Raw genomic sequence first — 13,973 nt, 5'->3', positions numbered from 1 at the left:
GAAGAGATTGACACTAGCCATTATCGGCGGCGGGCCTGCCGGATATGCAGCTGCCGTGACTGCCGCGCGGAGGGGAGAAGAAGTCGTTCTGATCGACAAAGGGCCGCTCGGAGGCACTTGTCTCAATGAGGGATGCATCCCGACAAAGTCGCTTTTGGAAAGCGCGAATGTGCTCGATAAAATCAGGCATGCAAATACATTCGGCATCGAACTGCCGCAAAACATTACACTCAATTGGGCCCGCATGCAGGGGCGCAAACGGCAAATCGTCAGCCGGCTCGTGCAGGGAATTCAATACTTAATGAAAGCAAATCAGATTAAAGTCATCAGCGGGACAGCTTCATTTCTCACAGAGCAGACATTGCTTGTTGAAGGAGAAGGAGGCGCAAAAGACATTCTGGAAGCGGATCGGATATTGATTGCATCCGGATCTGAACCGGCGGAGCTGCCGTTTGCCCCATTTGACGGCGATTGGGTGATCGACAGCAAAGATGCGCTTTCTTTACAGAAAATCCCTTCTTCTCTGCTTATTGTCGGGGGAGGTGTGATCGGCTGTGAATTTGCCTCTTTATTCAGCCGGTTTAAAACGAAAGTGACGGTGATTGAATCGGCTGACCGGCTGCTCCCGGCAGAAGACGGGGAAATCGCCGCCGTTTTCGAAGACTCTTTAAGAGACAGCGGGGCTGATATTCAGACAAAAGCCGCCCTTCAGCGGATTGATAAAGAAAGGAAAACTGCCGTATGGACAAAAGACGGCAAAGAAATTGAGGCGCAGGCTGATCACATTTTGGTTGCAATCGGGAGAAAACCGCGTTTGCAAGAGCTGAATCTGGAGCAGGCCGGCATCCGGTATTCTCCGCGCGGCATTGAAGTCAATGACCATATGCAGACCAATGTGCCTCATATATACGCATGCGGCGATGCGGCCGGAGGAATGCAGCTCGCGCATGCCGCCATTCATGAAGGAATCACAGCCGCCGCGCATGCTACGGGAAAGGACAGCAAAGTCGATATGCGGGCGGTGCCCCGCTGTATTTATACATCGCCGGAAATGGCCGCTGTCGGGCTGACGGAAACACAGGCGAGAGAAACATACGGAGATGTGAAAATCGGAGAATGTTCATTTTCTGCTAACGGAAAAGCGTTAATTAAACATCAGCATGGCGGCAAAATGAAAATCATTGCCGAACCGGAATTCGGAGAAATCGTCGGCGTGTCAATGATCGGGCCGGACGTGACGGAATTGATCGGTCAGGCGGTCATGATGATGAACGGTGAAATGACGGCGGATATGTCGGAGCACTTTATCGCGGCGCATCCGACTCTGTCAGAAACGCTTCAGGAAGCCCTGCTGAATGTCACCGGACTTGCGGTGCATTCCGTATAACCGGAATACCCTTTCTCAGATGAGAAGGGGTATTTTTCGTTGAAAGCGCTTTATTTTTCCCCTACAATATATGAAAAGATGGTCTGAACAGGGGGGAGCGAATACAATGAATGTCATTCGGAATGATTTTAAAACCTGGAAGCGCTTTGTGAAAGAAGGCGTGCTTGATGAATCCCGTATTCAGAAGCGGGTGGCGGCCTCATGGCACCGCTGCAAAAAAGCCGATGTCAACCCTTATCTCGAAAAGGGGCCGAATGTAATGCCGGCAGATCATTTAGAAAGGCAGGCCGAAAAGCATGCGTTATTTTTAGCGGCCTCAACGCCGCACGCAGAAAGAATGAAAACGGCGATGCGGGAAATGGAAATGATGGTTCTTCTGATTGATTCTGACGGCGTTGTCCATTCAGTTGACGGCCACCCGCGCACCATTCATGAAGCGAACCGCATCAATTTCTTAAAAGGCGCCCGCTGGACGGAAACGGCCGTCGGCACGAATGCGATCGGGACAGCTCTTTATACAAATGAACCGGTCATGATACACGGCTCTGAACATTATTCGCTCGCTTCTCATCAATGGAGCTGTTCCGCCGCGCCCATCCGTTATGAAGACGGGCGGCTGGCGGGTGTCATTGATATTTCCTGCCCCGCCGCCCGCGCTCAGCCTTTTATGCTCGGAATTGCCTCCTCCATCGCTTATACGGCGGAACGGGAGCTTGCCCTAAAGATCAAAATGACAGAACTTGACATGATCAGCAAATTCGCCGGGCTTACCCGGTCTCACGATCCGATCGTGCTTTGCAATGAAATGAGCCGGGTTATCGCCGCAAGCCGTCCCGTTCAGCATTTTACCGGACATATGCTGCGCGAGCTTGAGGAACAGGGCTATCATATCAAGCAGACGAAGCGGGAGGAGAACGGCTTCTCATGCATTTACTTATCTAAACGAGAAGAAAAGCCGTCGTTTATATTTCATGGTGCGGCAGGCAAAAGCCCGTCATCCCGACATATGCTCCAGCAGCTGGAGCTTGTCGCCCGAACGGACGCAACCGTTTGTCTTACGGGAGAAACCGGGACGGGAAAGGAGATTGCCGCCCGGGCGATTCATAACAACAGCTCCAGGAAAAACGGCCCGTTTATCGCTGTCAACTGCGGGGCGGTCCCCGAAAAGCTGATTGAAAGCGAACTGTTCGGCTACTCGGAAGGCGCCTTCACCGGAGCCAAACGGAAAGGACATAACGGCGCTTTGCAAAAAGCCGATAAAGGCACGCTTTTCCTCGATGAAATCGGAGAAATATCACACTCCATGCAGGTCGCTCTGTTACGGGTGCTGCAGGAGCGGAAAGTCACCCCGGTCGGCGGGACAAAAGAGATTCCCGTTGACATCAGAATTATCACTGCCACCCACACTGATCTGAGACAGCTTGTCGAATGCAAAAAGCTGAGAGAAGATTTATTTTACCGGCTTCACGTCTGTCCGATCCACCTCCCTCCATTAAGAGAACGCACCGAAGACATTCCCGGCCTCTTCCTTGAATTTCAGCGAAATCGCGGCTGGCGGGGGGAGCTTCCTGATGATTTTTTAGACCTATTAAAGAGCCGGAAATGGCCGGGGAACATCAGGGAATTGTTTAATGTATTTGAACGTCTTTCCGTCATGTTCCCGGACGGACGGCTGTCAGGGCGCCCCATCGCAGCCCTGCTTGAAGCGTCAGGTCTTAAAGAGGCGGCCGAGTCTTATGAACAGGAAGAAGCGTCCCCCGTCTCCATCCGGGAGCACATTCAGAAAAACATCATCGTAAACGCGCTTGAATCAGCGAAGGGGAATGTTACACAGGCCGCCAAAATGGCCGGAATCCCGCGGAGCACGTTTTACAAACGCCTCAAAAAATTCAAACTCACCGCCGGACAATTGTAAGAAACAAGCATACTTCTCTTGGCTGCCGGACACGTTATGTGTGAGGCCTAAAGGAGGTTTGAGACGTGAATACACAGCGTGCGAAAGACATTTCGGAATCCGCCGCCATGGCGTATGTGACGTATGAAGGAGTTCCGATTTATATTCAGCATGTCAACGAAGACAAGGAAACAGCCAGGATTTTTCCGATCGGAAATCCACAATTTGAGCAGGAAGTGCTGCTTTCTGATTTACAAGAGCATTTTTGAGAAGGGGTCTGCTGATGACAGCAGGCCTTTTTTGTACCTGTGGGAACTTTCCCGATTTTTGAGAAAAATAACTAAAAATGATCAAATGATCTAACTCCTCCAAACCCGGTACAGATCGGACCTTCTCATGATATAAATAAAATGTAAACGTTATCAGAGGAGGGCTTCACATGACAGACAAATCATTCTCAATCGTTATTGCAGGCGGCGGCAGCACATTTACCCCCGGAATTGTATTAATGCTTTTGAACCACCTGGAAGAGTTTCCGATCAGAAAGCTGAAACTTTATGACAATGATAAAGAAAGGCAGGAGCGGATTGCGGGTGCGTGTGAGGTATTCATAAAAGAAAAAGCGCCGGACATTGAATTTTTGGCGACTGATGACCCAGAGACGGCTTTTACGGATGTTGACTTCGTCATGGCGCATATCCGCGTCGGAAAATATGCGATGCGCGCACTCGATGAACAAATCCCGCTGAAGTACGGCGTGGTCGGCCAGGAAACATGCGGGCCGGGCGGAATCGCATACGGCATGCGCTCTATCGGCGGTGTTCTGGAGATTCTTGATTATATGGAAACGTACTCGCCCGACGCATGGATGCTGAATTACTCCAATCCGGCGGCGATTGTGGCCGAAGCTACACGGCGCCTCAGACCGAATTCAAAAATATTGAACATCTGCGACATGCCGGTCGGAATTGAGGATCGCATGGCGAACATCCTCGGATTATCTTCACGAAAAGAAATGAACGTCCGTTACTACGGCTTGAACCACTTTGGCTGGTGGACGTCCATCACCGATCGAGAGGGCAATGATTTAATGCCGAAGCTGAAAGAGCATGTCCGTGAATACGGCTACGTTCCGAAGACGGAGGCCGAACAGACTGAAGCAAGCTGGAATGACACATTCAAAAAAGCGCGCGACGTACAGGCGGCTGATCCGGATACGCTTCCGAACACATATCTGCAATATTACTTATTCCCGGATGATATGGTGAAAAAATCAAACCCGAACCATACGAGAGCCAACGAAGTCATGGAAGGGCGGGAAGCTTTCATTTTCAGCCAATGCGATATGATTACGCGCGAACAATCATCGGAGAACAGTGAAATTAAAATTGATGATCATGCTTCCTATATCGTCGACCTTGCCCGGGCCATCGCTTACAACACAGGGGAGAGAATGCTGTTAATCGTTGAAAATAACGGCGCGATCGCAAACTTTGATCCGTCAGCCATGGTTGAGATTCCTTGTCTCGTAGGTTCAAACGGACCGGAACCGCTCTCAGTCGGGAACATACCGCAATTTCAAAAAGGCCTGATGGAACAGCAGGTGTCTGTCGAAAAACTGACGGCTGAAGCGTGGGAAGAGCGGTCGTTTCAAAAGCTGTGGCAGGCGCTGATCCTGTCAAAAACAGTGCCGAATGCCCGTGTGGCAAGACTGATTCTTGAAGACCTGATGGAGGCTAATAAAGACTACTGGCCTGAGCTTGATGTAAGCCCGTCTCCTATTTCCTGATGACAATCTTCCCCGTTTTCTTTATCTGTTATTCTATATAATAGAAAGAAAACGGGGGGATTTTTGGGATGAGTCTTGAAGAACTGGTTAATCAGCATTACGCGAAATTAAATGACAACGATTTTTATATTTTAAAATATATATTGAATCATAAGCATACGTGCTACCATCTCGGTATCAATGACATGGCGAAAGCCTGCAATGTCTCTCGGTCTTCCATCCTGCGGCTCGCCCAAAAACTGGGCTTCAGCGGCTATAGTGAATTCCGTGTTTTTCTGAAATGGGAGGATCAGCCTGAAGAGGGCGAGAATATGACGTTTGAAAAGCTGCTGGATGATATTGAAGCCAATGTAAAATACGTGAAGTCAAAAGATATGACGGAGATGTGCCGGCTGATAGATGAAGCAAAACGGATTTTCGTTTACGGATCGGGGACGGCTCAGAGGGTGTGCGCCCGTGAGCTGCAGCGGATGTTTGTATCCCGGCGGAAGTATCTGATTTTAATTCAGGACATCACAGAGTTTGATATCATGTGTGATGATTTTAAGGTTGATGACGTATTCATCATTATTTCTTTATCAGGCGAAACACCCGAATTAATTCCGCAGGTAAGGACCCTGTCCGCAAAGGGAGTTCCGTTTATTTCAATCACCAATCTGAAAAACAACGTCCTGGCGCAAACGACGCCGTATAATCTTTATGCGACCAGCAAGCCGGTGACGTTAAGCGATAAAACGGAAATCGTCGCATTTGCCCCGTTTTTTCTGGTGGGCGAAGCGTTATTCCGTGCATATGTTGATTATAAAGAGCTCGAAAATTTTGATAAATAGCGGGAGGTCACGTGAAATGATGCAAAAAGTCCAGCGCTTCGGCAGCGCGATGTTTGTGCCTGTTTTATTATTTGCATTTTCCGGTATTATTGTCGGTCTGAGCACGCTGTTTAAAAATAAAACGCTGATGGGGCCGCTGGCTGATCCTGACGGGCTTTGGTATCAATGCTGGTACGTCATTGAACAGGGCGGCTGGACCGTCTTTAATCAAATGCCGCTCCTGTTTGCGATCGGCATACCTGTCGCTTTAGCGAAAAAAGCGCAGGCACGAGCCTGTTTGGAAGCGCTTACAGTTTATCTGACATTCAATTACTTTATCAATGCGATTCTGACGGTTTGGGGCGGGGCTTTTCATGTCGATATGACTCAGGAAGCCGGCGGAGCGAGCGGGCTGACGATGATCGCCGGCATCAAAACGCTTGATACGAATATTATCGGCGCCATCTTTATTTCATCTATTGTCGTGTATTTGCACAATCGTTATTTTGATAAAAAACTGCCGGATTTTCTGGGGATTTTTCAAGGATCTTCCTACATCGTTATCATTTCTTTCTTCATTATGATACCGATTTCACTTGCGGTGGCATACGTATGGCCGATGGTTCAGTCCGGAATCGGATCGCTGCAAAGTTTTCTCGTTTCTTCCGGGGCGATCGGCGTGTGGATTTACACGTTCCTGGAGCGGATTTTAATCCCGACGGGTCTGCATCATTTTATTTACTCGCCGTTTGTTTACGGTCCGGCTGTGGCTGAAGGCGGTATCGTCACCTATTGGGCGCAGCATCTCGGGGAATACTCTCAAAGCGTCAAACCGCTGAAAGAATTGTTCCCGCAGGGGGGATTCGCGCTTCACGGCAACTCGAAAATCTTCGGCATTCCGGGAATCGCGCTCGCTTTTTACGCCACGGCTTCAAAGGAAAAGAAAAAAATCGTCGCCGGCCTTTTGATTCCGGTCACCTTAACGTCCATTGTCGCGGGAATTACAGAGCCGATTGAATTTACATTCCTTTTTATCTCGCCGTTTTTATTTGCAGTTCATGCTTTGCTTGCCGCTTCCATGGCAACCGTCATGTATATGGCCGGCGTCGTCGGAAATATGGGAGGCGGTTTGATCGAAGCTGCGACCTTGAACTGGATCCCGCTGGCGTCAAGCCACGGCTTGACGTATGTATACCAGATCATCATCGGGTTGTGTTTTACCGCTATTTACTTTTTCGTCTTCCGTTTCCTCATTCTCAAATTCAACATCGCCACACCGGGCAGAGAAAAAGAGGAAGGGCAGGAAACAAAGCTCTATTCGAAAAAGGAGTACAGAGAACGGAAGCAGGCTTCAAAAGAAACAGCGGCGGCAGACGAAACACAGCGGGATACAGCCGCTTTGTATATTGAAGCGCTGGGCGGAAAAGACAATATTACGGAGGTCACCAACTGCGCCACCCGTCTCCGCGTCACTGTCGCTGATGAATCAAAGGTCAAAAGTGACGCCGATTTCAGAGAGCTGGGAGCCCACGGCGTCGTCAGAAAAGGCAGGGCGCTTCAGGTCATTGTCGGATTAGGCGTTCCGCAAATGCGGGAGCGTATTGAACAGCAATTGGATCAATAAGGTCAAAACCTTCCCCTCCCCGGGAAGGTTTTATCTTTTTCGCAGATTATTGAAAAAACGGCACACCAAATTTCTTTATTCATTTGCCGGAAAGGCATAAAATAATAATATTGAACAAAGGATTTGGAGGCTTACACATGTCAAAGGCTTTATCATATGTAAAACCGTATTCCCTTTTGGCGGGAATCGCTCTGTTTTTCATGCTCATCGAGCTTGCGGTAGAGCTGATACAGCCCCTGCTGATCGGGAAAATCATTGACGAAGGAATTTTAAAGCAGGATCTCGGTACGGTTTGGCTGTGGGGCGGCGTGATGATCGGACTGACCGCTGTTTCATTCGCATCGGGCATTTTAAATTCATTCTACTCCGCCCACATCAGCCAGAGCTATGCGTATGATACGCGAAAAGGGATTTTTCAAAAAATTCAATCCTTCTCTTATTCGACGTTTGCGCAATTCTCATCCACATCGTTTATCACCCGGCTGACAAACGATGTGACACAGGTCCAGAATATGCTTTTCATGAGTCTCCGATTTATGCTTCGTGCGCCGTTAATGATCGCGGGCGGCATTATTCTCTCGCTGACCGTTAATGCGAAACTCGGGTTTTTTCTGCTGATCACGGTGCCGATTTTGCTTTTGTTTTTGCTGTGGGTGCTGAAAAGAGGCGGCGCGCTGTTTCGGTCTGTGCAAAAGCGGCTTGATCAGGTCAACACGATCATGCAGGAAAACCTGACGGCGATCAAACTGATTAAAGCGCTCCTCCGTGCAAACCACGAAGTGAAACGTTTTTTGAAATCGAATACGAAGCTGATGGAAAAAACGGTCTCCGCTTTTCGTCTCGTGGAAGCGGCGATGCCGATTTTAATGCTGCTGATGAACATTTGCATTTTGTTTATCTTATGGTTCGGCGCCAAAAGCATTGCTCAGGGCGGAGCGCAGGTCGGCGATGTCGTTTCCGTCATTAACTATGCGACGCGGATTACAGGCGCGCTGTCCGTCCTTCCTTTTCTCATCATGGTATTTTCCCGGGCGAAGGCTTCCGGAGAAAGAATCGGCGAGGTGCTGGAAACAGAAGGCGGCGAGGGAACGGGGCAGGACCCGGCACGGGCGCTTGCAGGCGGGATTGAGTTTCGCGAAGTGTCCTTCCGCTATCCGGGCATGGAAAAAGACGCGCTTCATCACGTGTCCTTTTCTGCCAGCCCGAAAGAAACGGTTGCCATTATGGGCGCGACAGGCTCAGGAAAATCAACGCTTTTTCAGCTGATTCCGCGCCTGTACACGGCTGATTCGGGCAGTATTTTCATAGACGGCAAACCGATCGGTGAATTCTCCGCTTGCGGGCTGCGCAGGGAAATCGGCTATGTGCCGCAGGAAGTGCTTCTGTTTTCGGGCACCATCCGTGAAAATATCGCCTGGGGGCGGGAGGATGCTTCACTAGATGAAGTAATGGAAGCGGCCAAAGACGCGCAAATCCATGACACGATTATGAAGCTGTCAAACGGATACAACACGGTGCTGGGACAGCGGGGCGTCAATTTGTCAGGCGGGCAGAAGCAGCGGATTTCCATCGCGCGCGCTTTTATCAGAAAGCCGTCCCTCCTGCTGTTAGATGACAGTACGAGCGCGCTCGATCTTCAGACGGAAGCGAAGCTTTTACAAGCGATCAGATCCTATGAATGCACGACACTGATTATTACGCAGAAAATAACGACTGCGATGAAGGCTGACACCATCTTATTGCTTGAAGACGGCGAACTGCTGGCCAAAGGCACGCACAAAGAGCTGATGGCACAGTCTCATCTGTACCGGCAGATTTATGAATCACAATTCGGAAAGGAGGGAGCTGACAATGCAAAAAGACATTCGTAAACCTTTCCGATATCCGAAAATACCGCTCAAATCAAATGAAGGCGGCAGAAAACGCGCGAAAGCAAAAGATACAAAAGGCATGCTGCGCAGAATCTGGTCTTATGTAGCCGAGAAAAAAGGGCTTTTAACCCTTGTGATCATCATGGTAGTCATAAGCGCCATATTCGGCCTGCTCGGACCGTTCGTCATCGGGAAAGCGATTGATCATTTTATCGTCGGACAGACGACAGACGGATTGGCGGGGGTGCTGTTCATGCTGTTTGTGATTTACCTCGTGCAATCATTGTCCTTATGGTTTCAAAACTATTGGATGATCAATATCTCGCAAAGCACCGTGTTTAAAATGCGGAGCGAGCTGTTTACCCATCTGCATGAGCTGCCGATTCCGTTTTTTGATAAACAGCGGCTCGGGGACTTGATGAGCCGGGTCACCAATGATATCGAAAATGTCAGCTCCACTTTAAATACATCCGTCATTCAAGTGCTGTCGAGCGTCATTACATTCGTCGGCACAATCGCCGTCATGCTGTACATGAGTCCGCTTTTAACATTGATCACGCTTTTGATTATTCCGATCATGCTTTTGAGCATTAAATGGATCACCAACCGGACGGGACTGCTGTTTAAACAGCAGCAGAAAAACCTCGGCGAGCTGAACGGTTTTATTGAAGAGTCGATATCAGGGGCGAAGGTCATTAAAGCCTATTCGAGGGAAGACCGCGTCATGGAACAATTTTTAGAAAAAAACGCGGCGTTACAATCATCGGGGTTTTGGGCGCAGACAATTTCGGGATTCATTCCGAAAGTCATGAACTCTTTAAACAATTTAAGCTTTACGATTATAGCGGCGGTCGGCGGGCTGTTTGCGCTGAAGGGATTGATCTCGATCGGTGCCATCGTCGTATTCGCCGAATACTCGCGGCAGTTCACGCGCCCTTTAAATGATTTAGCCAATCAGTTCAATACGATGTTATCGGCCATCGCCGGGGCTGAACGGGTGTTTGACGTGCTGGATGAAAAAGAGGAGCGGGAAGATGAAGAGCATGCGCTGTACCAGCCGATCAAAACGGGAGAAATTGAATTCCGAGATGTCTCCTTCGGCTATCAGGAAGACAGCTTGATCTTAAAACACCTGTCCTTCAGCGTTCCGAAAGGACAGTCAATCGCCTTCGTCGGACCGACCGGAGCGGGTAAAACAACCGTTACGAGCCTGATCGCCCGTTTTTACGAGCCGAATAACGGAAAAATCCTCATTGACGGAACGGACATCAAAAAACTGACGAGATCCAGTCTGAGAAAAAACATGGGGTTTGTCCTGCAGGATTCCTTTCTCTTTCAGGGCACCATCAGGGAAAATATCCGTTACGGCCGTCTGGACGCATCTGATCAAGAGGTGGAGGCAGCCGCAAAAGCCGCCAATGCCCACGGATTCATCGAACGGCTCCCGAAAGGCTACGATACCGTCCTTACCCAAAACGGCGCGGGCATCAGCCAAGGACAAAAACAGCTTATTTCCATCGCGAGAGCTGTGCTGGCGGACCCGGTGCTGCTCATTTTGGATGAAGCGACGAGCAACATTGATACGGTGACGGAAGTGAAAATACAAGAAGCGCTCGGCCGTTTAATGGCGGGCAGAACAAGCGTCATCATCGCTCACAGGCTGAACACGATTCAAAAAGCCGATCAGATTCTTGTGCTGAAAGACGGCGAAATGGCTGAAAAAGGAACTCATGCCGAACTTCTCAGCCAGAACGGGTTTTACCGGGAATTATATGAAAGCCAGTTCCGGGAATCATAGATAGGGAAAAAGACCTCCGACAGAGTGCGGAGGTCTTTTTTTCGCGAAGGCAAATAGTACTTTTAAGTTATTTTCGTTAAATGTAACAAAATTACTTGACGTAAATAAGTTATGTATATATACTAGCTTACATAAAGTAAGTGATAATAATTTTCAAGGAGGATTTTATGAATAAATCATTCGAAACAGGAACACTGCTTTTAAGGGTTGTAACAGGTATTATCTTTTTTGTTCACGGTTTATCCAAGTTTCAAGGATTGGAAGGAACTGCGCAATTTTTCCAGAGCATCGGGATTCCGGCCTTTATGGTCTATGTCATCGCGACGATTGAGCTTGTCGGCGGGGTTCTGATCTTTTTCGGTTTGGCAACGCGCATTATCGGCGTTCTGTTTGCCGTCACATTAGTCGGCGCCATTTTCACGGCGAAGCTTTCCTCACCATTTATGGGCGGATCGGAATTTGATTTCATCTTACTGGTTGCGTCAATTCACTTAGCGCTTTCAGGAAGCCGTCTGCTTTCATTGGATCAGCTCCTTTTCAAATCAAAAAAGGGAGAAACTTTTTCAGCATAAGAAAGAAGGCGTTCAAATGACCGGCATTCATCAAGATACGGCAATCGGTTATGTCAAATTGACCATTAAAAATATGGAACGCTCGCTCGGCTTTTACCGGAATGTAATCGGCTTTCAAGTCATCTCGCAGACAGATCGTTCAGCAAGACTGTCAGCAGACGGAAAACGCGTTCTGCTGGTGCTTGAAGAAAATCCAAGCGCCGTCGTTCTGCCGGAGCGGTCTGTCACCGGCCTGTACCATTTCGCGATCCTTCTGCCTGACCGGAAAGAACTCGGCATCGCATTGGCCAGGCTGATTGAAAACGGCATCGCGCTCGGTCAGGGGGATCACGCGGTCAGTGAGGCTCTTTACCTGTCTGATCCGGACGGCAACGGTATTGAAATATACGCCGATCGTCCCCGCAGCACGTGGCGCCGGGATGCAGAGGGCAATTATGTCATGCAAACGGCGCCCGTCGATGTGGACGGGCTTTTGGAAGAAGCCGGAGCTGAACGGAAAAGCCGTCTCCCAGAAGGAACTGTTATCGGCCACATCCATCTTCATGTGACGGATTTACAGGAAGCCAAAGCGTTTTACACCGATATCCTCGGTTTTGACATTGTCGGCAATTACGCGGGCATGTCCGCTCTGTTTGTTTCGGCAGGAGGGTATCACCATCACATCGGTCTGAATATATGGGCCGGAAAACATGCGCCGCCGAAACCGGGAAACGCAAGCGGGCTGGATTATTACACCATCGCGCTGCCGCATCAAAAAGAGCTGTCACGTGTGACAAAAGCGCTGACCGATGCCGGCTTTGAGATCGAAGAAAAAGAAGAGGGCGTATTCGTCAAAGACCCTGTATCAGGGGCGGATATCGCATTTACACTGTAAGAAACAATCCTTGCCGTCTAACCGGCAAGGGTTTTTATTTTTCCGAAGTTTTCTTGGGAAGGCTCGGGAAAGAAGAACGTCGATTTGCAATATACACACGGCTTTTGTGTGACTGGAGAGAGCGAACATCTCAGTGAGGCGCAAAAATGACGCGTGGAGCCCGCCATCGCCGGCCCGGGCTCAGGGCATCCGCTGGATTGAAAATGGTGTCCGTTCGGCGGATCAGGGAGCAGTATGGGCAGACTTTGAATAGAAAAAGGGAAAAGCCGCATCCGGTCACAAGTTGCGGCTTTTCGTATACAATTTACAATTGTGTGAAAAATGTCCAAAACAATTGTGCTTCCTGATTCTTCCTGATATGATAAGCCGAAAAAGGAGAACCTGAACAAATGAACTCAAATGCAGCACAGACGGAACAGTCTATGAAGCATAACGGAAACCGGGTGACGGTCAAGGACTTTATCATTCTTGCCAAACCGGGGATTATCATCTCAAATTCACTCGCCGCATTGGGCGGATTTTGGATCGCGTGGCTTCAGTCGGAAAGCACGGGCGGAGGGCCCGGTATATTTGCCGCCATGGCGGTTGCTATGATCGGAACGGCGTTAGTCATGGCATCAAGCACTGTTTTTAATAACTTCTTTGACCGCGGCATGGACGCAAAGATGGCGCGAACCCGCACCCGCGCAAGCGTCACGGGGAGAATACCGCCGCCGGTCATGATCCTGTACGGCACATGTCTCGGCGCATGCGGATTCATCATGCTTGCTTCGCTAAATGTACTGACCGCCGTTCTTGGGCTGCTTGCCTTTTTGCTGTATGCCGTCGTTTATACGCTTTGGTTTAAAAGACAATCCGTCTGGAGCACATTTGTCGGCAGCTTTCCGGGGGCGGCTCCGCCTTTAATCGGTTATTGCGCGCTGACCGGGTACATTGATATGCCCGCAATTTTGTTATACGCGATTATGTTTTTGTGGCAGCCGCCGCATTTCTGGGCGATCGGAATCAGGCGAAAGGAAGAGTATCGTGCCGCCGGCATTCCGCTTTTGCCGATCATAAAAGGCAACCGCGTCACAAAAATAAAAATGCTGCGCTATATCGCCGTTCTGACTGTGGTTTCTCTGCTCGTTCCTCTTTATATAGACGTCAGCCCGTTTTATACCGCGTCCGCTCTCCTGCTCGGAGCCATCTGGCTGTACCGGAGCGTCAAAGGCTTTCAGGCGGCGGATGACACGCAATGGTCGAAGGGGATGTTTTTTTATTCGATTGTGTATTTCAGTCTGCTTTTTCTTATTTTAATGGCTGATTCGTTTATCAATGCGGTTCTCAGAACGTAAACAGGCGGCCTGCAGATA

The 13,973-nt window shown here is 49.4% G+C and carries 11 protein-coding genes and 1 pseudogene; all 12 read left to right on the top strand.

Annotated features, from left to right (window positions below):
• Positions 1-7: 7 nt before the first annotated feature.
• The 12 genes and pseudogenes from lpdA to cyoE all read left to right on the top strand — a co-directional run bounded on the left by lpdA (position 8) and on the right by cyoE (position 13,955).
• Positions 8-1,387 (top strand): dihydrolipoyl dehydrogenase, encoded by a 1,380-nt coding sequence (gene lpdA / locus OVA33_RS00270; protein WP_063637094.1) that lies wholly within the window; start codon positions 8-10, stop codon positions 1,385-1,387.
• A gap of 106 nt (positions 1,388-1,493) precedes the next feature.
• Positions 1,494-3,302, top strand: a complete 1,809-nt coding sequence (locus OVA33_RS00265; RefSeq protein ID WP_063637095.1) for a sigma-54-dependent Fis family transcriptional regulator — start codon at positions 1,494-1,496, stop codon at positions 3,300-3,302.
• A 65-nt stretch (positions 3,303-3,367) separates the two neighbouring features.
• Positions 3,368-3,550, top strand: a complete 183-nt coding sequence (locus OVA33_RS00260) for an H-type small acid-soluble spore protein (protein WP_003155535.1) — start codon at positions 3,368-3,370, stop codon at positions 3,548-3,550.
• A gap of 170 nt (positions 3,551-3,720) precedes the next feature.
• On the top strand, positions 3,721-5,070 hold the full coding sequence (glvA, locus tag OVA33_RS00255) for a maltose-6'-phosphate glucosidase (protein WP_003155532.1): 1,350 nt from the start codon (positions 3,721-3,723) through the stop codon (positions 5,068-5,070).
• A gap of 68 nt (positions 5,071-5,138) precedes the next feature.
• Positions 5,139-5,900 (top strand): MurR/RpiR family transcriptional regulator, encoded by a 762-nt coding sequence (locus OVA33_RS00250; RefSeq protein ID WP_007408530.1) that lies wholly within the window; start codon positions 5,139-5,141, stop codon positions 5,898-5,900.
• Positions 5,901-5,916: 16 nt separating this feature from the next.
• Positions 5,917-7,503 carry an alpha-glucoside-specific PTS transporter subunit IIBC gene (locus tag OVA33_RS00245; RefSeq protein ID WP_063637096.1) on the top strand — a complete coding sequence of 529 codons (1,587 nt, stop codon included), beginning with the start codon at positions 5,917-5,919 and terminating at the stop codon, positions 7,501-7,503.
• A 137-nt stretch (positions 7,504-7,640) separates the two neighbouring features.
• Positions 7,641-9,374, top strand: a complete 1,734-nt coding sequence (locus OVA33_RS00240) for an ABC transporter ATP-binding protein (protein ID WP_017419135.1) — start codon at positions 7,641-7,643, stop codon at positions 9,372-9,374.
• Positions 9,355-11,172: an ABC transporter ATP-binding protein gene (locus OVA33_RS00235; protein ID WP_128974032.1), complete on the top strand. Its 1,818-nt coding sequence runs from the start codon at positions 9,355-9,357 to the stop codon at positions 11,170-11,172. Before OVA33_RS00240 ends, OVA33_RS00235 begins: the two co-directional genes overlap by 20 nt.
• A gap of 167 nt (positions 11,173-11,339) precedes the next feature.
• Positions 11,340-11,744, top strand: a complete 405-nt coding sequence (locus OVA33_RS00230; protein WP_012117101.1) for a DoxX family oxidoreductase CatD — start codon at positions 11,340-11,342, stop codon at positions 11,742-11,744.
• A gap of 16 nt (positions 11,745-11,760) precedes the next feature.
• Entirely contained in the window at positions 11,761-12,618 is an 858-nt protein-coding gene (locus OVA33_RS00225; protein ID WP_063636905.1) for a catechol 2,3-dioxygenase, read from the top strand.
• A gap of 78 nt (positions 12,619-12,696) precedes the next feature.
• Positions 12,697-12,765: pseudogene (locus OVA33_RS20635) on the top strand (hypothetical protein); the annotation flags it as partial.
• 242 nt (positions 12,766-13,007) lie between these two features.
• Positions 13,008-13,955 carry a heme o synthase gene (cyoE, locus tag OVA33_RS00220; RefSeq protein WP_063636904.1) on the top strand — a complete coding sequence of 316 codons (948 nt, stop codon included), beginning with the start codon at positions 13,008-13,010 and terminating at the stop codon, positions 13,953-13,955.
• Positions 13,956-13,973: the final 18 nt, after the last annotated feature.

Origin of the sequence: Bacillus sp. KICET-1 (assembly GCF_027721405.1) — a bacterium.
GTDB classification, from domain to species: domain Bacteria; phylum Bacillota; class Bacilli; order Bacillales; family Bacillaceae; genus Bacillus; species Bacillus velezensis.
The sequence above is the reverse complement of the archived record's forward strand: the minus strand, read 5'-3'. Positions and strand labels throughout refer to the sequence as shown.